Below are 18984 nucleotides of genomic sequence, written 5' to 3'. Positions count from 1 at the left end.
CGTGACGGACCAGGCGGTGGACACGGACGGCGTGGAGCAGCCGGGGCCGACGCGCCCCTCGTCCCCGACGGTCAGTCAGTTCCTGGGTCGCACACGGGAGTTGAAGGAGTTGCGCGCCGACATCGAGCGGGCCGGCCTGGACACCATCGCGGGCCGCAAAGCCCCTCGCGCGCGCGTCCTCCTCATCGCCGGCCGCCCCGGCTCCGGCCGTACGGCGCTCGCCGAGGAGCTCGTACGGCAGGTTGCCGACCGTTACCGGGACGGCGTGCTGCGGGCCCGGCTGAGCGAGCCGGACGGCACCCCGGTCCCCACCGAGCGCACCGCCCGCGCCCTGCTCACCGCCCTGGACCGGCCCACCCCGGCCGGCGCCGACGAGGACGAGCTGTGCGAGGCGCTGCGCCTCGCCCTCGCCGATCGGCGCGCTCTGCTCCTGCTCGACGACGCGGTCGACGCCCAGCAGGTCGACGCGCTGCTGCCGGACACCCCGGAGTGCCTCGTCGTCGCGGTCTCCCGGGGCCCGCTGACCGGGATCGCGGACGTCCGCCCCTGCACGCTGGGCGGCCTCGACACCAAGTCGGGGCTGGAACTGCTCGCCCGCTTCACCGGCTCGGTCCGCGTCACCGTCGACCCGCGCGCCGCCGAGAACCTGGTCGAGGTGTGCCGCTCCCAGCCCGCCGCGCTGACCCTGGCGGGCGGCTGGCTGGCCGCCCGGCCCACCGCGGCCGTCTCCGACCTCGCCAAGCAGCTGCACGCCCAGGACGGCGAGGGAACGCCCCTCAGCCGCGTCTTCGGGTTCGTCTACGCCTCCCTGCCGGGCCCGGCCGCCCGGGTGCTGCGCCTGCTCTCCCTCGCCCCGGCCGGCCTGGTCGACCCGCAGACCGCCTCCGCGCTGGCCGGCTGCTCCGTCGGCGGCGCCCGCACCACCCTGGACGACTTCGTCGCCGCCGGCCTGCTACGCCCCCTTCAGGCGCCGCTGCCGCAGTACGAGGTACCCGGCTGCCTGCTCCCCCTGCTGCGCGCCCTCACCGAGACCCAGGACCGCCCGGCCGAACTGCAACTGGCCCGCGCCCGGCTCCTGGAGCGGACCGTACGGCTGCTCCAGTCCTGCCGGGCGATCACCGAGACCGACAGCCCCCAGGCCCGCGAGAAGCTCCTCGGCATGCCCCGCTCGCTGCGCTTCCCGACCCCCGCGGCCGCCGCCGACTGGCTGCGCGTCCGGCAGCCCGCCCTGCTCGCCTCGGCCCGGCTCGCCGTCGCCGACGGTGAACTGGACACCCTGGCAAGGCGGTTGATGTCCCAGCTGGTCAGGGCGATGGTCGCGCACATCGGCACCCAGGCGGCGGCGCCCGAGCTGTACGGCATCCACGGCCTGGTCCTCGATGTGGCCGAGCGGCGTCGCCTGCCCCGGGAGCAGGCCGCCGCGCTGCTGAACCTCGGCGACCTGGACGCGCGGACCGGCCGTACGGCCGAGGCGCTGGTCCGCTACCGGGCCGCGCTGGACGCCGGGCGCGCGGCGAACGACCCGTATGCGACCGGTCGCGCGATGGAATCCGTTGGCGGGGCCCATCTGGAGCTGGGGGACTACGACCGGGCGGCCGACTGGTTCGGCCGCGCCCTGGCCCAGCGGCTGGCCCGCGACGAGCGCGCGGAGGCCGCCCGGCTCTACGGCCGGATCGCCGCCGCGCACACCTACGCGGGCCGTTACGGGGAGGCGCTGCGGGGCTGGCGGGCCGCGGTCGCCGGGTACCGCAAGGAGGGTGATGTGGCCGCCCAGGCAAGGGCGTTGAGCGAGCTGGCGCGGGTCCAGGAGTACGCGGGCCGGCCCGAGGAGTCGCTGCGCACCTGCGAGGAGGCGGTGGAGTGGGCGGGGCGCGCGCAGGACGTACGGCTGCAGGCGGCGCTCCAGCTGCGGCTGGCCGACACGCTGGACCGGCTCGGAGACCCCACGGCGGCCGGGCTGCACCGGGCCACGGCCGCGCGATTGCTGGGCGAGGAGGCCGCCGGCAGCGATCAATTCACGGAACAAGACGCTAACGCCTGCGAAATCCGCAGTACATCCGCCGAAGATTGATGCATTGAAAGGCTAGACACGGAGAACGCCTTCATTAGACTGGCTCTACCGCACCTTCTCCTGCGGTCTCCTGGTGTGCTCCCGCATGCCCGGGTATGAGATGTATTGCCCCACACCCTCTGAGCCAAGGACCGTGATCGACGTGAAGGTCGGTATCCCCCGCGAGGTCAAGAACAACGAGTTCCGGGTGGCCATCACCCCCTCCGGCGTGCACGAGCTGGTGCGCCACGGCCACCAGGTAGTCGTCGAGCGCAGCGCCGGCGTCGGCTCCTCGATCACGGACGACGAGTACGTCGCCGCCGGTGCGCGGATCCTCGCCACCGCCGACGAGGTGTGGGCCACCGCCGACCTGCTGCTCAAGGTCAAGGAGCCGATCGCCGAGGAGTACCACCGCCTCCGCAAGGACCAGACGCTCTTCACCTACCTGCACCTGGCCGCTTCCCGCGAGTGCACCGACGCGCTCATCGCGTCCGGCACCACGGCGATCGCCTACGAGACGGTCGAGCTGTCCAACCGCGCGCTCCCGCTGCTCGCCCCGATGTCCGAGGTGGCCGGCCGCCTCGCCCCCCAGGTCGGCGCCTACCACCTGATGCGCGCCAACGGAGGCCGCGGTGTGCTGCCCGGCGGTGTCCCGGGAGTGGCGGCCGGCCGCGCGGTCGTGATCGGCGGCGGTGTCTCCGGCTGGAACGCCGCGCAGATCGCCATCGGCATGGGCTTCCACGTGACCCTGCTCGACCGCGACATCAACAAGCTCAAGGAAGCCGACAGGATCTTCGGCACCAAGATCCAGACCGTCGTCTCCAACTCCTTCGAGCTGGAGAAGGCGTGCCTCGACGCCGACCTCGTGATCGGTGCCGTGCTCATCCCGGGCGCCAAGGCGCCGAAGCTGGTCACCAACGAACTCGTGGCGCGGATGAAGCCCGGAAGTGTTCTTGTCGACATCGCGATCGATCAGGGCGGCTGCTTCGAGGACTCCCGCCCGACCACTCATGCCGAGCCGACCTTCCCGGTGCACGGTTCGGTCTTCTACTGCGTCGCCAACATGCCCGGCGCGGTGCCCAACACCTCGACCTACGCGCTCACCAACGCGACGCTGCCGTACATCGTGGAGCTGGCCAACCGCGGCTGGGCGGAGGCCCTGCGCCGGGACGCGGCGCTCGCCAGGGGTCTCAACACCCATGACGGCAAGGTGATTTACAAGGAGGTCGCGGAGGCGCACGGCCTGGAGCACGTGGAGCTGGAGACCCTGCTCGGCTGAGCCCGCGGGCCAAGTCACCGTTCGGCAAAAGGCGATACGTCAACACAGGTCGTCAACCACGCTCACCCGGCCGGACCTTGCCCGACAAGGTCCGGCCGGATGTGTGTATGGTCACTTTGCGGCACTCGGCCAACTAGCGTCGAACGCAACCCTTGAACCGATTCGTGCACCGGTGAAACCTGCCGTGCGACGGCCGTACGCCCTTGACAGAGGGATGTTTCATTGCCGACACATCCTGCCGGGTACGGCGGATTGTGTTGCTGCGGACCGCCGACACGCCATAGAGTCGCCAACCGTCGGCATGGTGCCACGCTGACCTATCGAGAAATTTCCTGGTCACCAAGGAGGTAAGACGACTTGTGAATGAGTCGACATTTTCTCCCGGGGGTGGTCAACCAGGAATGCCTGCACGGGGCCAGGACCCCGCAGGGTTCGAGGCTGTCGGCTCCGTCGCTGTGCGCACCTTCGCAGCCCGCCAGAGTCCGCAGGCGACTCGGACAGCACACCAGAGCATGGATGGCCATCACGTGAACGCCATGGCCGGCGACGGAAGTGGCGCGCCCCACAACCAGTTCGCCGACTACGACGAACTGCCCGACGGGCACTTCTACGACCCCGACGCCGAGTACGAGCCCGATCCCGAGTACGCGGCCACGCTCGCGCCCGACGCGGCCCGCCAGCGCCGTGAGCGCGTCGGTCCGACCGGACGCCCGCTGCCGTACTTCCCGATCCCGGGCCCGCTGACCGATCACGGCCCCGCGAAGATCATCGCGATGTGCAACCAGAAGGGCGGCGTCGGCAAGACGACGTCGACCATCAACCTGGGTGCCGCGCTCGCGGAGTACGGACGGCGCGTGCTGCTCGTGGACTTCGACCCGCAGGGCGCGCTGTCGGTGGGTCTCGGCGTCAACCCGATGGAGCTCGACCTCACGGTCTACAACCTGCTCATGGAGCGGGGCATGGCGGCCGACGAGGTGCTCCTGAAGACAGCGGTCCCCAACATGGACCTGCTGCCCAGCAACATCGACCTGTCCGCCGCGGAAGTGCAGTTGGTCAGCGAGGTCGCCCGGGAGTCCACCCTGCAGCGGGCGTTGAAGCCGCTGATGGCCGACTACGACTACATCGTGATCGACTGCCAGCCCTCCCTCGGTCTGCTCACCGTGAACGCCCTCACGGCGGCCCACAAGGTGATCGTGCCGCTGGAGTGCGAGTTCTTCGCGCTGCGCGGTGTCGCCCTGCTGACCGAGACGATCGAGAAGGTCCAGGAGCGGCTCAACCCGGAGCTGGAGCTCGACGGGATCCTCGCCACGATGTACGACTCGCGCACCGTGCACAGCCGTGAGGTGCTCGCGCGCGTCGTCGAGGCGTTCGACGACCACGTCTACCACACGGTCATCGGACGCACGGTCCGCTTCCCGGAGACCACGGTCGCCGGCGAGCCGATCACCACGTACGCCTCCAACTCCGTCGGTGCCGCCGCCTATCGCCAGCTCGCCAGGGAGGTGCTCGCCCGGTGTCACGCCGAGTGAGTCTGCCGGGGGCCGACGAACTGTTCCGTACGACAGGGGGGATGGCGCTCCAGTCGTCCTCTCCCTCGCGCCGGGCCAACGGCGAGGTCAGGGTGCCGGGTCCGGCGGGGGAGAGCGACGGCGCGGCGGCGGGCGAGGACGGACCGCAGTCCGTACCCGCGCGCGGCGGTGACGGAGACGGCGCGGAGCACGCCGCGGCGGACTCGGAAGGGGCCGACGGCGAGTCCCACACGCGGGGCGCGGAACGCTCCGGGTCACGGGAGGTGCAGGAAGGTTCTGCCGCCCAGCCGCGCAAGCAGCGCGGGCGGGCGCAGGCCCAGCGGCGTCCCAGCGGCCGCGAGCGGCACGACGAGAAGATCACGGTCTACGTCTCCGCCGAGGAGCTGATGGACCTGGAGCACGCGCGTCTGGTGCTCCGGGGCGAGCACGGGCTGGCGGTCGACCGGGGGCGCATCGTCCGCGAGGCGGTCGCCGTGGTGCTGGCCGACCTGGAATCGCGCGGTGACGCCAGCATTCTCGTACGACGGCTGCGCGGGCGGTAGCGGTAGCCTGCGAGGGTCATGACCTCGAACGACGCTCCGGTCCCTCTCTCCGGCACCGCCGCCCGGCGGCGCGCGCTGGGGCGCGGGCCGGGCACGGCCCCGGCCGCCGAGCCGGTCGCGCCGACACCACCGTCGCCGCCCCCCGAGGCCGGACCCGCAGCCGACGCCGGGCCGGACCCCGAGCTTGAGCCGGGCACCGGCCCAGCGCCCGAGCCGTACGCCGAGCCTGGGGATGGCCCCGAGCCCCAGCCGTTCACCGGCCCCGAGCCCGCCGTCGAGTCCGACGCCGACCCCCAGCCCGCCGTCGGCCCCGATGTCCCGGACGGGTCGCCGGAAGCCGATGACGGTGTCTTCAAGGTCCGGCTCGCCAACTTCGAGGGGCCCTTCGACCTGCTCCTCCAGCTGATCTCGAAGCACAAGCTCGATGTCACCGAGGTCGCGCTGTCGAAGGTCACCGACGAGTTCATGGCGCACATCAGGGCGATGGGCCCGGACTGGGACCTGGACCACACCACCGAGTTCCTGGTGGTCGCGGCGACCCTGCTCGATCTGAAGGCGGCCCGGCTGCTGCCCGCCGCCGAGGTCGAGGACGAGGCCGACCTCGCGCTGCTGGAGGCCCGTGACCTGCTCTTCGCGCGGCTGCTGCAGTACCGCGCGTACAAGCGGATCGCCGAGATCCTCAACGAGCGCCTCGACGACGAGGGCCGGCGCTACCCCCGTACCGTCGGCCTCGAACCGCACCACGCCGAACTGCTCCCCGAGGTGGTCATCAGCATCGGCCCGGAGGGCTTCGCGAGGCTCGCCGTGAAGGCGATGCAGCCCCGGCCCAGGCCGCAGGTGTACGTGGACCACATCCACGCGCCGCTGGTGAGCGTGCAGGAGCAGGGCCGGATCGTGATGGCGCGGCTGCGGGAGCTGGGCGAGGCCAGCTTCCGCGCGCTCGTCGAGGACACCGACGACACCCTGACCGTGGTGGCGCGGTTCCTGGCCTTGCTGGAGCTGTACCGGGAGAAGGCCGTCGCCCTCGACCAGGAGACCGCGCTGGGCGAGCTGATCGTGCGCTGGACCGGGGGAGCGGACGGGAGCGAGCCCGTGGTCACCGACGAGTTCGACCGTCCCCCGGAGCCGCCGGGGAAGACCGAGGAGAAGAAGGCGTGAGCGAGGAGACCCCAGACGCGTCCGCGGGCCCGCGCACCGTCGCCGATCCCGGCCTCAAGGCCGCCCTGGAGGCCGTCCTGATGGTCGTGGACGAGCCCGCCACCGAGGAGCACCTGGCGAAGATACTGCGGCGGCCCAGGCGCCGGGTCGCGGACGCGTTGCGCGAGCTGGCCGACGAGTACACCGTCCAGGGGCGGGGTTTCGAGCTCCGGCTGATCGCCGGCGGTTGGCGTTTCTACTCCCGTCCCGAGTACGCGGCGGCCGTCGAGGGCTTCGTCCTGGACGGCCAGCAGGCCCGGCTCACCCAGGCGGCGCTGGAGACCCTCGCGGTCGTCGCGTACCGCCAGCCGGTCAGCCGCAGCCGGGTCTCGGCGGTCCGCGGAGTCAACTGCGACGGTGTGATGCGCACCCTGTTGCAGCGTGGTCTCGTCGAGGAGGCGGGCGCGGAACCCGAAACAGGTGCGATCCTGTACACGACGACGAACTACTTTCTGGAGCGGATGGGCCTGCGCGGCCTGGACGAGCTCCCGGAACTCGTGCCCTTCCTCCCGGAGGCTGAGGCGATCGAGGCCGAGACACTGGAAGGGGTCCCGTCGTTCGATCCGGACGCACCCGATGCGCCGGGTGCAGACGATGCAGACGACCAGACGGAACTTTGATGCGAAGCAGCGGCAGCGGCAAGAGTGGTGGCGGGCGCGGTAATTTCCGCGGTGCCGGCAACAACAGGGACCAGAAGCAGGGGCAGGGCCGAGGCCAGGGCCAGGGCCAGGCGCAGGGCCAGAGTCAGGGCCAGAGCCAGGGCCGTCCCAGCAAGCCCCGCCCCGAGGAGCGCCGCTACGACGTGGGCCCCGGCGCCACCCATGACGGCCCGAAGTCCGGGCGTGGCGCCGCCGCGCGCGGCGGCGCCAAGGGCGGCCCCAAGCAGGGCCAGGGCAGCGGGCGCGGGCGTTCGGTGCCGGCCACCTCGCGGGAGTACGACGCGCGGGCCGAGGAGCGCAACCGGGAGCGGTACGCGGGCAAGAAGGACATCAAGCCGCCCAAGACCTTCCCGGGCGCCGAGCAGGAGGGCGAGCGGCTGCAGAAGGTCCTCGCGCGCGCCGGATACGGCTCCCGGCGCTCCTGCGAGGAGCTGATCGAGCAGTCCCGGGTCGAGGTCAACGGCGAGATCGTGGTCGAGCAGGGCCTGCGGGTCGACCCGGAGCACGACGAGATCAAGGTCGACGGCCTGACCGTGGCGACCCAGTCGTACCAGTTCTTCTCGCTCAACAAGCCGGCCGGTGTCGTCGCCACGATGGAGGACCCCGAGGGCCGTCAGTGCCTCGGCGACTACGTCACCAACCGCGAGACGCGCCTCTTCCACGTGGGGCGGCTCGACACCGAGACCGAGGGTGTCATCCTGCTCACCAACCACGGTGAGCTGGCGCACCGGCTGACACACCCCAAGTACGGCGTGAAGAAGACCTATCTCGCGCACATCGTGGGCCCGATCCCGCGCGACCTGGGCAAGCAGCTGAAGGACGGCATCCAGCTGGAGGACGGGTACGCGCGCGCGGATCACTTCCGGGTCGTCGAGCAGACCGGCAAGAACTACCTGGTCGAGGTGACCCTGCACGAGGGCCGCAAGCACATCGTGCGCCGCATGCTCGCGGAGGCCGGCTTCCCGGTCGACAAGCTGGTGCGCGTCTCCTTCGGTCCGATCACCCTCGGCGACCAGAAGTCGGGATGGCTGCGCCGTCTGTCGAACACCGAGGTCGGCATGCTGATGCAGGAGGTCGACCTCTAGGCGATAGCGACAGCGACAGCGACAGCGACAGCGCGCGCTGAGGTCAGGGGCGCGCGCGTACGGCCGGTTCCGGAAGTCTCCGGGGCCGGCCGTCTCGTTGTGCCGCAACGGGGTTGTGCGGAGCCGTTCCCGCTCTTTATAGTCGAGTTGACTATTAAGGAGATGGTGGAACGTGACCGTGGCGCAGAACTACGACAAGTACGCCTTCGAGCCCTTCGCCGTCACCGCCGACCTCGCCGTCCTCACCCTCCGCGCGGGCACCCTGCACGTGCTGCTCGTCGAGCGCGGCCAGGAGCCCTACGCGGGCCGGTGGGCGCTGCCCGGCGGGTTCGTGCTGCCGGAGGAGTCCGCGGAGACGGCGGCCCGGCGTGAACTGGCCGAGGAGACCGGCCTGTTGGACGTCTCAGGCCTCCACCTGGAGCAGCTGCGCACCTACAGCGAACCCGGGCGCGACCCCCGCATGCGGGTCGTCACCGTCGCCTTCGCCGCGCTGCTGCCGGACCCGCCCGAACCGCAGGGCGGCGGCGACGCGGCCCAGGCCCGCTGGCTGCCGTACGGCTCCGTCGGACCGCTCGCCTTCGACCACGACCAGATCCTCGCCGACGCCCACGAACGGGTCGGCGCCAAGCTGGAGTACACGGGACTCGCCACCGCCTTCTGCCCGCCCGAGTTCACGCTCGGCGAGCTGCAACGGGTCTACGAGACCGTGTGGGGCACCGCGCTGGACCGCCCCAACTTCCGCCGCAAGGTGCTCGCCACGCCCGGCTTCGTCGAACCGGTGCCCGGCGGCGCCCGGTTGACCGGCGGGCGCGGCAAACCGGCCGCGCTGTACCGCGCGGGCACCGCCGCCGCCCTGCACCCGCCCCTGCTCCGACCGTCCCCGGAAGGACGCCCCGCATGACCACGACCGCCGTCCGCAAGCGTGCCGCCACCGGAGCCCTGACGGGCCTCGCCCTCGGGGACGCGCTCGGCTTCCCGACCGAGTTCAACGACGTGCCCGCGATCCTCGCCAAGTGCGGCCCCTGGCGGGAGATGGCGCTGGCCCGGCCCGCGATCGTCTCCGACGACACCCAGATGACCCTGGCGCTGGGGCGCGGACTGCGCACCGCGATGGACCGCGGGCCGCTCGGGCCCAAGCGGCTGGAACGGCCGGTGCGCGAGGAGTTCGTCGAGTGGTACCGCTCGCCGGAGAACAACCGCGCCCCCGGCCACACCTGCCTCGTCGCCTGCAACCTCCTCAAGGCCCAGGAGCGGCCGTGGCAGGAGGCCAGCCAGACCGGTTCGAAGGGCTGCGGCGCGAACATGCGGGTGGCGCCCGTCGGGCTCGTCCCCGGGCTGAGCGACGAACAGCGGGCGGGCGCCGCCCAGTTGCAGTCCGCGCTCACCCACGGGCACCCGACCGCGCTCGCCGCCTCCGACCTCACCGCCCACGCCGTACGGCTGCTCGCCGAGGGCGCCGAACCGACCGGACTCGTCGGCCTGCTCCGGTCGTACGCCTACGACAACCGGACCCGCTACCACCACCGTTGGCTCGGTGACCTGTGGACGCGGGGTGACGCGGCGACGCCCGAGCGGTTCATCGCGTACGGCTGGGACGAGTGCCTGGGGATGCTCGACCGGCTGCGGGACGCGGTGCGCACCGCCTCGCCGGAGACCGATCCCTGCCTGGCCACCGGCGCCGGGTGGATCGCCGAAGAGGCCCTGGCCACCGGCCTGTTGTGCTTCCTGCTCTTCGTCGACGAGCCCCTCACGGCGCTGCGCCGCGCCGCCTGCACCTCCGGCGACTCGGACTCGATCGCCTGCCTCACAGGGGCGTTCGCGGGCGCCCACCTGGGTGCGCGGGCGTGGCCGGCGGAGTGGTCCGAGCGCATCGAGTACCGGGCGGAGCTGGGGGAGTTGGGGACGCTCTGGGACGCGTGAGGGACGACCGGCTCCCCGGGCGGGCCGGACACCGGGCGCCGGCGGGCGCCGTAGGCGCGCGGGCGGGTTCAGACGGGCCGGACGTCCTGAGTGGGTACGACGCCGACCGCGGCCGTGTCGTTCGCCTGTGACCGGGCGGCCGAGGCGCGGCGCGCGCGGACCAGGAAGTCCTCGACGCGGGCCAGGTCCGGTTCGGCCGGGAGCGGGGTGCGGGCGACCGCCCCGTCGGCCTCCGCCGCCAGCCGCGTCATCCACAACTCGACCTCGGACCACGGCACTTCACCGCGTTTCACCGCGAGGAGGCGCTCGCGTCCCTCGCCCACGTCGACCGTCAGGGTGCCCGTCCGGAGCGTGTCCCGGGCGCTCGTCAGCAGACGCAGCAGATGCATCGCGTGCTTCCAGCGCGGGCCGCCGTACGTGTGGACGTCGGCCTCCAGCTTCTTGTGCTGGCCCAACGCGTAACGGGTGAACGTCTCGTGCACCCGGCGGGAGAGGAACGCCCCGCGCAGGGCGAGGAGTTCACGGCCGGTGGCGTCGGCGTACTCGACGAGGGGGGAGTGCAGGCACTCCAGGATGTTGGGGTTGGCGCGCAGGGCCAGCGCGCAGAAGCGCTCCAGCTCCCAGCTGAACTGCTCCTCCGCCGGGCCCTCCACGTGCGTCGGCGGCTTGTCGAAGCGCCAGAAGAGCGGGGTCGGCGCGAGGAAGACGCCCCTGCGGTCCGTGTCGCTGGTGTCCGTCGCCAGACCGAAGGCACGCGAACCCATCACGCAGGCGTAGACCGTGTGTTCGCGTACCAGGTCGGTGTCGGGCATGTCAGGGAGCGTACGGGGCCCCTCACGTCAGGTGAATCGAGTTTCCCCGTACCGTGATCGGCTCCGCCGGGAGCGGCCTCGGCGCCGGGCCGGCGGCCACCGAGCCGTCCGCGATGTGGTACCTGCTGCCGTGGCAGGGGCAGTCGATGGTGCCGTTCACGACGCTGCCCACCGTGCAGCCCTGGTGGGTGCAGATCGCCGAGAAGGCCTTGAACTCGCCCTTCGCCGGCTGGGTCACCACGACCTTCCGGTCCTTGAAGACCGTGCCGCCGCCGACCGGGATCTCGGACGTCTTCGCCAGCTCCGGGCCGCCGGAGGCCTGGACGGTCGACGAACCCGAGGAGGAGGTGTCGCCGTGACCGGAACAGCCCGCGGCGAGCGCGGCGGCGGCCCCCGTCGCGAGGATCGTGCGGCGCGTCGAACGGTCGGTCATGTCGTCACTCCGTAGGTGCGGAAGAAGCACGAAGGGGGAGGTCACTCGCCGACGAGCGGCGGCGGCCAACCGGGCGGTCGCTCCGAGCGGAGCAGCAGCATCTTGGCACCGAACCCGCCGAAGAAGAAGGAACCAGGACGGATCGGTGCAACCCGCGCGTTCCGTACGTCCGACGCCCGAGCGGTCCGGCGGTCCGGCGGTCCGGCGCCGGTCCGGGGGCCGGACGCCCTCCCGGCCGTCCTCCCGTCTCAGCGGGCGGGCGTCGTCTCCCCGCCCACCCCACGCTGATTAGGCTGGACGGGCACAGAGCCGGGATGCACACCAGCGAGGAGCAGAGCCGTGGCGGTACGAGCGGTGCGGGGCGCCGTCCAGTTGGACTCGGACGAGTCCGGCCACATGAACGAGCAGGTCGGAGCGCTGCTCACCGCCGTCCTGGAGCGGAACGGCCTCACCGCCGACGATCTGATCAGCGTCTTCTTCACGGCCACGCCCGACCTGCACAGCGACTTCCCGGCCGCCGCCGCCCGCGAGCTCGGCCTCGTGGACGTCCCCCTGATCTGCGCCCAGGAACTCGGCATAGAGGGCGCGATGCCCCGTGTGGTCCGGCTCCTCGCGCACATCGAGACCGACCGGCCGCGTTCGGGCATCACGCACGTCTACCTCGGCGCCGCCGCCGCCCTGCGCAAGGACATCGCCCAGTGAGGACCGCGCTCGTCATCGGAACCGGGCTGATCGGCACCTCCGCCGCCCTCGCCCTGGCCGCGCGCGGAGTCGCCGTCCACCTCACCGACCACGACCCCGAGCAGGCCCGTACGGCCGCCGCGCTCGGCGCCGGGACCGACAAGGCGCCCGACGGCCCCGTCGACCTCGCGATCGTCGCCGCCCCGCCGGCCCTGGTCGCCGGGGTGCTGGCCGACGCGATGCGCCGGGGTGCGGCCCGCGGCTACCTCGACGTGGCGAGCGTCAAGGGCGGCCCGCGCCGCGAACTGGAGGCCCTGGGGCTCGACCCGGCGGTGCTGGCCCGGTACATCGGCACGCACCCCATGTCCGGCCGCGAGAAGTCGGGCCCGCTGGCCGCGACCGCCGACCTCTTCGAAGGGCGCCCCTGGGTCCTGACGCCCGCCCGCGACACGGACACCGAGGTCCTCAACCTCGCCCTGGAACTCGTCTCGCACTGCCGTGCCGTACCGGTCGTCATGGACGCGGACGCCCACGACCGCGCCGTGGCGCTCGTCTCCCACATGCCCCACCTGGTCTCGAGCATGGTCGCCGCCCGGCTGGAGCACGCCGAGGAGGCGGCCGTACGGCTGTGCGGGCAGGGCATCCGGGACGTGACCCGGATCGCCGCCTCCGACCCCCGGATGTGGATCGACATCCTCTCCGCCAACCCGGGACCCGTCGCGGACCTCCTCACCGACGTCTCCGCCGACCTGGACGAGACCGTCCGCGCGCTGCGTGCCCTCCAGTCCGCCGAGGAGGCCGAGCGCGGCAAGGGCGCCGCCGGCATCGAGACCGTGCTGCGCCGCGGGAACGCCGGCCAGGTGCGGGTCCCCGGCAAGCACGGCTCCGCCCCGCAGGTCTACGAGGCCGTGGCCGTACTCATCGACGACCAGCCCGGCCAGCTCGCCCGGATCTTCGCGGACGCGGGGCGGGCGGGGGTCAACATCGAGGACGTACGGATCGAGCACGCGACGGGGCAGCAGGCGGGGCTGATGCAGCTCTGGGTCGAGCCGCAGGCCGCACCGGTACTGACCGCCGCGCTGCGCGAACGCGGGTGGGCGATCCGCCAGTAGCCGCGCGGCCACGGGTACGGAGGGTGCCCGCACCGAGCAGGGGCCGGACGAGTGACCCGCACCCAGTAACCTTGTGCGGGGCGCACTCGCGCCCCCACCCCGCTCACCACCCTTCACCAGGAAGGTGTCCTCCCGTGGAAAACGGCGCCGCCAGGACCGCCCCGGCCGTGATTGTCGCCATCGACGGCCCCTCGGGCACGGGCAAGTCGAGCACGTCGAAGGCGGTCGCCGCGCAGCTCGGGCTGAGCTACCTGGACACCGGCGCCCAGTACCGGGCGATCACCTGGTGGATGGTGAGCAACGGAATAGACACCGGCGACGCCGACGCCATCGCGGCCGCGGCCGGCAAGCCCGAGATCATCTCCGGCACCGACCCGGCCAACCCGACGATCACCGTCGACGGCGTGGACGTGGCCGGCCCGATCCGCACCCCGGAGGTCACCGCCGAGGTCAGCGCGGTCAGCGCGGTGCCCGAGGTGCGCGCCCGGATCACCGAGCTGCAGCGCGCCCTGGCCGCCGCCGCCGACCACGGCATCGTCGTCGAGGGCCGTGACATCGGTACGACCGTGCTGCCCGACGCCGACCTGAAGATCTTCCTCACCGCCTCCCCGGAGGCGCGGGCCGCCCGCCGCAGCGGCGAGCTGAAGGGTGCCGACGTCAGCACGACCCGGGAGGCGCTGCTGAAGCGCGACGCGGCCGACTCCACCCGCAAGACCTCGCCGTTGGCCAAGGCCGGCGACGCGGTCGAGGTGGACACCTCCGACCTCACGCTCCAGCAGGTCATCGAGTGTGTCGTCACCCTCGTCGAGGAGAAGCGGGCCGCCGAGTGACCGCTCCCTCCGAACGGGGCGCCGAGGTCGGACGGCGTATCGGCGTCGGCCTGATGTACGGGCTGTGGAAGCCGCGCGTCCTGGGCGCCTGGAAGGTCCCCGCGACCGGCCCGGCGATCCTCGCCGTCAACCACTCGCACAACATCGACGGCCCGATGGTCATGGGCGTGGCCCCCCGGCCGACGCACTTCCTGATCAAGAAGGAGGCGTTCATCGGCCCGCTGGACCCCTTCCTGCTCGCCATCGGCCAGCTGAAGGTGGACCGGCAGACCGCCGACCGCCAGGCGATCACCCGGGCGCTCGGCGTCCTGAACGACGGCGGGGTCCTCGGTATCTTTCCCGAGGGCAGCCGGGGCGAGGGCGACTTCGCCTCGCTGCGCGCGGGTCTCGCCTACTTCGCCGTCCGCGGCGGCGCCCCCGTCGTGCCGGTGGCCGTCCTGGGCAGCTCCGAGCGGAGCGGACGGCTCGTGAAGGCGCTGCCCCCGCTGCGCTCCCGCGTCGACGTCGTCTTCGGCGACCCCTTCGAGGCGGGCGACGGCTCCGGCCGCCGCACCCGCAAGGCACTGGACGAGGCCACCGAGCGCATCCAGAAGCACCTGGCGGCCCACCTGGAGAACGCCAGGCGCCTCACCGGGCGCCGGGCGACACTTGAGTAGTGGATCACCCGAAGTCCGGGGGTTCCACCGATCACCACGATTGAACGAGGTACGCACTTCATGAACGACCAGATCCAGCCCGACGGCTCGGGCGAGGCCCATGAGCACGGGGCGCTCGGCGATGCCGAGTTCGCGGAGTTCATGGAGCTCGCCGCGGAAGAGGGCTTCGACGCCGAGGACGTCGAGGGCGCCCTCGACGAGGCCTCGCACGGCCCGCTGCCCGTCCTCGCCGTCGTAGGCCGCCCCAATGTCGGCAAGTCGACTCTGGTGAACCGGATCATCGGCCGCCGCGAGGCCGTCGTCGAGGACAAGCCGGGCGTCACCCGCGACCGCGTCACCTACGAGGCCGAGTGGGCCGGCCGCCGCTTCAAGGTCGTCGACACCGGAGGCTGGGAGCAGGACGTCCTCGGCATCGACGCCTCCGTGGCAGCGCAGGCCGAGTTCGCGATCGAGGCCGCCGACGCGGTGGTCTTCGTCGTCGACGCCAAGGTCGGGGCCACCGACACCGACGAGGCGGTCGTACGGCTGCTGCGCAAGGCCGGCAAGCCCGTCGTGCTGGCCGCCAACAAGGTGGACGGCCAGAGCGGCGAGGCCGACGCCGCCTATCTGTGGGCGCTCGGCCTCGGCGAGCCGCACCCGATCTCCGCGCTGCACGGCCGTGGCACCGGCGACATGCTCGACGCCGTCCTGGAGGCCCTGCCGGAGGCGCCCGAGCAGACCTTCGGCACCGCCGTCGGCGGCCCGCGCCGCATCGCCCTGATCGGCCGCCCGAACGTCGGCAAGTCCTCGTTGCTGAACCGGGTGGCGGGCGAGGAGCGCGTGGTCGTCAACGAGGTCGCGGGCACCACCCGCGACCCGGTCGACGAACTGATCGAACTGGGCGGCGTCACCTGGAAGTTCGTCGACACGGCGGGCATCCGCAAGCGCGTCCACCTCCAGCAGGGCGCCGACTACTACGCCTCGCTGCGCACGGCCGCCGCCGTGGAGAAGGCCGAGGTCGCCGTCATCCTGATCGACGCCACCGAGAGCATCTCGGTGCAGGACCAGCGCATCATCACGATGGCCGTCGACGCGGGCCGCGCGATCGTCCTCGCCTTCAACAAGTGGGACTCCCTCGACGAGGAGCGCCGCTGGTACCTGGAGCGGGAGATCGAGACCGAGCTGGGTCAGGTCGCCTGGGCGCCCCGGGTGAACGTCTCGGCGCGCACCGGCCGCCACATGGAGAAGCTCGTCCCGGGCATCGAGACCGCCCTCGCCGGCTGGGAGACCCGCGTCCCGACCGGCCGGCTCAACGCGTTCCTCGGCGAACTCGTCGCCGCCCACCCGCACCCGATCCGCGGTGGCAAGCAGCCGCGGATCCTCTTCGGCACCCAGGCGGGCACCAAGCCCCCGCGGTTCGTGCTCTTCGCCTCCGGCTTCATCGAGGCGGGCTACCGCCGCTTCATCGAGCGCCGGCTGCGCGAGGAGTTCGGCTTCCCGGGCACCCCGATCCACATCTCGGTCCGGGTCCGGGAGAAGCGCGGCAGGAAGAAGTAGCGCCTGCCCCTCTGACGGGGGCTTCAGCGGTACGACGAAGAGGGCGGCCCCCGCCGGACCGGGGGCCGCCCTCTTCGTCGTACCGCTGTCGCTGTCGCTCAGGCGCCCCGGCGGGGGCCGGGTGGCAGGGCCGCCGGGATGTGGTGCATCCCGGTGCCGTGCTGCCGCTCGTCGGACTGCCACACCGCGGTCGCCGTCTGGCCGTGCCGCCCGTCCTGCCGGCCGAGCGGCCCGACGCGCTGCCACTGCGACTGCTGCCGGGCGCTGAACGCCCCCGCGCTGTAGGCGCTGTAGGAGCTGCCGCCGTACGAGCCCGTGGTGTGCGGGCTGTTGCCGAAGGCGGTGAAGCCCAGCTGTTCCTCGCCGCTGCGGTCGCCGGGCAGCGACCGGAAGGTCTTCACCCATTCGGAGTAGAGCCGGTCGTAGATCGGTGTGGCCGAGGGGACGTGCGGACTCTCCTCGGCCGACCGCGAGGACGGGATCGGCTGGTAGGACTGGCGGCGGGGAACGTCGTATGGGTGCACGTATGTCCAAACGACCCCGCACCTCAAGGGATGCGGTTCACAGGCCCGCGAGCGGGAGGGCGGAGGCGACCAGCTTGCCGTTGGCCGCGGCCTTGTCGAGCGCGTCGCGCAGCAGGTCCTCGCGGGGCTGGCGGCCGATGGAACCGGCCGGCGCCGCGAACAGCAGTACCTGCTGGTGCTTGTTGGCGGCGGCCCGCCAGCTGTCGGTCACCAGGAGCGGCTGGTGCGCCTGCCACCAGGCCACCGGCGGACCGCCGGCCGCGTTCGGCTGGAGCACGGCGTGCAGCTGGCCCGCGGCGAGCAGCACCGACCATCCGTGCAGCACCGGCGGTACGGCGGTGATCTGGGTGAGCGGCATGAAGCCCTGCTCGATGAGGAGCGGCAGGAAGTCGTCGCCGATCGCGGTCGAGCCGGGCCGCACGACGGGCGTGGTGGGCTCGACGACCAGGGCCGGCTGCAACTCCCCGGCGATCAGGACGAGTCCGCTGGTGACGCCGAGCACGGCCTGCTCGGGCACGGTGCGGTCCGGCTCGCCGCCGGACGGCTGGGCGTTGCCGTTGATGGAGCGGACCGCGCCCCGCAACTGCTCCTCGGTGACCTGGACGACCTGGGAGGGCAGGCAGGTGGCGTGGGCGAAGGCGAGGACGGCGGTCTCGTCGCCGATGAACAGGACGGTGCTGGTGCGTTCCTGCGCGGAGTCGCCCGGGGTGCGGCAGGACGTGCAGTCGTAACCGCCAGGGGCGTTGTCTCCGGCGAGCAGCCGGTCGGCTTCTTCGTCGCCGATCTCGGCGCGTACGTCGTCGCTGACGTCGAGCATGCGCGGCACGGTGGCTCCCTCGGGATGCGGTGCGTGGCGGACCGGGTGGCGCCCGGCCCATGGCCCGGAGGCTCCCGGGCTCATGAAGAGACAACGGCCGAGCTGTGGCGGGAGTCACGCCCGGGAGCCGACGGGATCCCACGAGCCGACGCGGAGGGTGACGCACCGTACGGAATTGGACACTCCATGTCAACTCTGCGGAAACGTAGGGAAGTTGGCGCGGTGAGGTGAGTCACAACTCGGCTCGGCCGCTGCCCGACACATCACGACATCAGATGATGAAGCGGGTGTCCGGAAACAGCCGCTACCTCAGGTAACGGTCAACTGGCCTGGCACGAAAGGCCGTTGGTTGTGAACGGCGCACCTTGCTCCATAGATTCCTCCGCCGTGTGCACAGAGCACCGCTCGGGTACGTCCGCCGGCCGAAGCAGTCAGGTCACCGCAGAGCCGCCGGCGGACGGGGTGGGACCGTGACGACCACGTCGATGCGTGGGAGCCGCGAACCGCCTTGGGGGATCCCGGGTTCGTGGAGAGGGAACTACATGTCCGAATGTGCCGACACCACTCGCGTCAACGCCCGTAAGGCTCCGCACAAGGGTCAGGCGCGCACCACGGTGGTCCTCGCCGGGGCGGCGCTGCTCGCCCCGCTGGGAGTGCTGGCCGCAAGCGGCAACGCCGCGGCGGCGGACAGCGGAGTGTGGGACCGCATCGCCCAGTGCGAGAGCGGCGGCAACTGGCACATCAACACCGGCAACGGCTACTACGGAGGACTTCAGTTCTCCGCCGGTACCTGGCGCGCCTACGGCGGCGCGGCCTACGCGGCCACCGCCGACCAGGCCTCCAGGTCCGCGCAGATCGCCGTGGCCACCAAGGTCCAGAACGCCCAGGGCTGGGGCGCCTGGCCCACCTGTTCGGCCCGGGCCGGAGCCTACGGCGGCGCACCCGCGGCCTCCTCCCCCTCGACCGCCGCACGGACCGAGAAGACCGAGAAGGCGACGCCGAAGCCGGTGCGGAAGGCGGCCCCCGTCCGGTCGGCGAGGACGTCGGCCCGGTCGACGGAGACGGGCGAGACCTCGCGCGGCTCCTCCCGGGGCGACTACACCGTCCGCGCGGGCGACACCCTCAGCTCCATCGCGGCCGCCCACGGGACCACCTGGCGGAAGGTCTACGCCGTCAACCACTCCGTCATCGGCGGGGACCCGAACCTGATCATGCCCGGGCAGCGGCTCGACTTCTGAGCCGGCCCCGCCCCGCACGGAGCCCCGCCCGGTCGGCCGACCGCGCCCAAGGCATGGCCGTTCGACGTCCAGTTGCTGCTGTTC

The 18984-nt window shown here is 72.4% G+C and carries 19 protein-coding genes and 1 pseudogene; 15 read left to right on the top strand and 5 right to left on the bottom strand.

Annotated elements, in window-relative coordinates; translation table 11 throughout:
- Nucleotide 1: 1 nt before the first annotated feature.
- The 9 genes from ABZT12_RS35740 (at nt 2) to ABZT12_RS35700 (ending at nt 10261) form a co-directional block, all read left to right on the top strand.
- Complete coding sequence (locus ABZT12_RS35740; protein ID WP_356392852.1) at nt 2-2071, top strand: tetratricopeptide repeat protein; 2070 nt, start codon at nt 2-4, stop codon at nt 2069-2071.
- A gap of 142 nt (nt 2072-2213) precedes the next feature.
- Nucleotides 2214-3329 carry an alanine dehydrogenase gene (ald, locus tag ABZT12_RS35735; RefSeq protein ID WP_356392905.1) on the top strand — a complete coding sequence of 372 codons (1116 nt, stop codon included), beginning with the start codon at nt 2214-2216 and terminating at the stop codon, nt 3327-3329.
- 401 nt (nt 3330-3730) lie between these two features.
- Complete coding sequence (locus ABZT12_RS35730; protein ID WP_356392850.1) at nt 3731-4858, top strand: ParA family protein; 1128 nt, start codon at nt 3731-3733, stop codon at nt 4856-4858.
- Nucleotides 4843-5400 (top strand): hypothetical protein, encoded by a 558-nt coding sequence (locus tag ABZT12_RS35725; protein ID WP_356392847.1) that lies wholly within the window; start codon nt 4843-4845, stop codon nt 5398-5400. The genes ABZT12_RS35730 and ABZT12_RS35725 overlap by 16 nt, the downstream gene beginning before the upstream one ends.
- A gap of 18 nt (nt 5401-5418) precedes the next feature.
- Nucleotides 5419-6558, top strand: coding sequence for a segregation/condensation protein A (locus tag ABZT12_RS35720; protein ID WP_356392845.1), 1140 nt, complete (start codon nt 5419-5421; stop codon nt 6556-6558).
- The gene (gene scpB, locus ABZT12_RS35715) at nt 6555-7217 is read left to right on the top strand and encodes an SMC-Scp complex subunit ScpB (RefSeq protein ID WP_356392841.1); all 663 of its coding nucleotides are present in this window, start codon (nt 6555-6557) and stop codon (nt 7215-7217) included. Before ABZT12_RS35720 ends, scpB begins: the two co-directional genes overlap by 4 nt.
- Entirely contained in the window at nt 7217-8341 is a 1125-nt protein-coding gene (locus ABZT12_RS35710; RefSeq protein WP_356392838.1) for a pseudouridine synthase, read from the top strand. Before scpB ends, ABZT12_RS35710 begins: the two co-directional genes overlap by 1 nt.
- Before the next feature lie 178 nt (nt 8342-8519).
- Nucleotides 8520-9242: an NUDIX domain-containing protein gene (locus ABZT12_RS35705; RefSeq protein ID WP_356392902.1), complete on the top strand. Its 723-nt coding sequence runs from the start codon at nt 8520-8522 to the stop codon at nt 9240-9242.
- Entirely contained in the window at nt 9239-10261 is a 1023-nt protein-coding gene (locus tag ABZT12_RS35700; protein WP_356392835.1) for an ADP-ribosylglycohydrolase family protein, read from the top strand. Before ABZT12_RS35705 ends, ABZT12_RS35700 begins: the two co-directional genes overlap by 4 nt.
- A gap of 68 nt (nt 10262-10329) precedes the next feature.
- On the opposite strand, the gene ABZT12_RS35695 is transcribed toward ABZT12_RS35700, so the two are convergent.
- The 3 genes and pseudogenes from ABZT12_RS35695 to ABZT12_RS35685 all read right to left on the bottom strand — a co-directional run.
- The gene (locus ABZT12_RS35695; protein WP_356392832.1) at nt 10330-11073 is read right to left on the bottom strand and encodes a nucleotidyltransferase domain-containing protein; all 744 of its coding nucleotides are present in this window, start codon (nt 11071-11073) and stop codon (nt 10330-10332) included.
- Between the two features lie 22 nt (nt 11074-11095).
- Nucleotides 11096-11506: a Rieske (2Fe-2S) protein gene (locus ABZT12_RS35690; RefSeq protein WP_356392829.1), complete on the bottom strand. Its 411-nt coding sequence runs from the start codon at nt 11504-11506 to the stop codon at nt 11096-11098.
- A 47-nt stretch (nt 11507-11553) separates the two neighbouring features.
- Nucleotides 11554-11640: pseudogene (locus ABZT12_RS35685) on the bottom strand (DUF6529 family protein); the annotation flags it as partial.
- Between the two features lie 205 nt (nt 11641-11845).
- On the opposite strand from ABZT12_RS35685, the gene aroH reads away from it, so the two are divergent.
- The 5 genes from aroH to der all read left to right on the top strand — a co-directional run bounded on the left by aroH (nt 11846) and on the right by der (nt 16321).
- The gene (gene aroH, locus ABZT12_RS35680; protein ID WP_356392826.1) at nt 11846-12208 is read left to right on the top strand and encodes a chorismate mutase; all 363 of its coding nucleotides are present in this window, start codon (nt 11846-11848) and stop codon (nt 12206-12208) included.
- On the top strand, nt 12205-13299 hold the full coding sequence (locus tag ABZT12_RS35675; protein WP_356392823.1) for a prephenate dehydrogenase: 1095 nt from the start codon (nt 12205-12207) through the stop codon (nt 13297-13299). Before aroH ends, ABZT12_RS35675 begins: the two co-directional genes overlap by 4 nt.
- Before the next feature lie 134 nt (nt 13300-13433).
- Nucleotides 13434-14129 carry a (d)CMP kinase gene (gene cmk / locus ABZT12_RS35670; RefSeq protein WP_356392820.1) on the top strand — a complete coding sequence of 232 codons (696 nt, stop codon included), beginning with the start codon at nt 13434-13436 and terminating at the stop codon, nt 14127-14129.
- A gap of 53 nt (nt 14130-14182) precedes the next feature.
- A complete protein-coding gene (locus ABZT12_RS35665; RefSeq protein ID WP_356392900.1) occupies nt 14183-14785 on the top strand; it encodes a lysophospholipid acyltransferase family protein in 603 nt (200 codons plus the stop codon).
- 60 nt (nt 14786-14845) lie between these two features.
- Nucleotides 14846-16321 carry a ribosome biogenesis GTPase Der gene (gene der, locus ABZT12_RS35660; RefSeq protein ID WP_356392818.1) on the top strand — a complete coding sequence of 492 codons (1476 nt, stop codon included), beginning with the start codon at nt 14846-14848 and terminating at the stop codon, nt 16319-16321.
- Nucleotides 16322-16419: 98 nt separating this feature from the next.
- Here the strand turns inward: der and ABZT12_RS35655 are convergent, their stop codons facing one another.
- Both ABZT12_RS35655 and ABZT12_RS35650 read right to left on the bottom strand, forming a co-directional pair.
- Nucleotides 16420-16845, bottom strand: coding sequence for a hypothetical protein (locus ABZT12_RS35655; protein WP_356392815.1), 426 nt, complete (start codon nt 16843-16845; stop codon nt 16420-16422).
- Nucleotides 16846-16882: 37 nt separating this feature from the next.
- Nucleotides 16883-17671, bottom strand: coding sequence for a hypothetical protein (locus ABZT12_RS35650; protein ID WP_356392813.1), 789 nt, complete (start codon nt 17669-17671; stop codon nt 16883-16885).
- Nucleotides 17672-18204: 533 nt separating this feature from the next.
- Between ABZT12_RS35650 and ABZT12_RS35645 the strand changes: the two genes are divergently transcribed.
- On the top strand, nt 18205-18900 hold the full coding sequence (locus ABZT12_RS35645) for a transglycosylase family protein (protein ID WP_356392810.1): 696 nt from the start codon (nt 18205-18207) through the stop codon (nt 18898-18900).
- The last annotated feature ends 84 nt before the right edge of the window (nt 18901-18984 follow it).

Origin of the sequence: Streptomyces sp. NPDC005423, assembly GCF_040606415.1 — a bacterium.
GTDB lineage: Bacteria > Actinomycetota > Actinomycetes > Streptomycetales > Streptomycetaceae > Streptomyces.
This window is presented reverse-complemented; position numbering and strand designations above follow the sequence as displayed.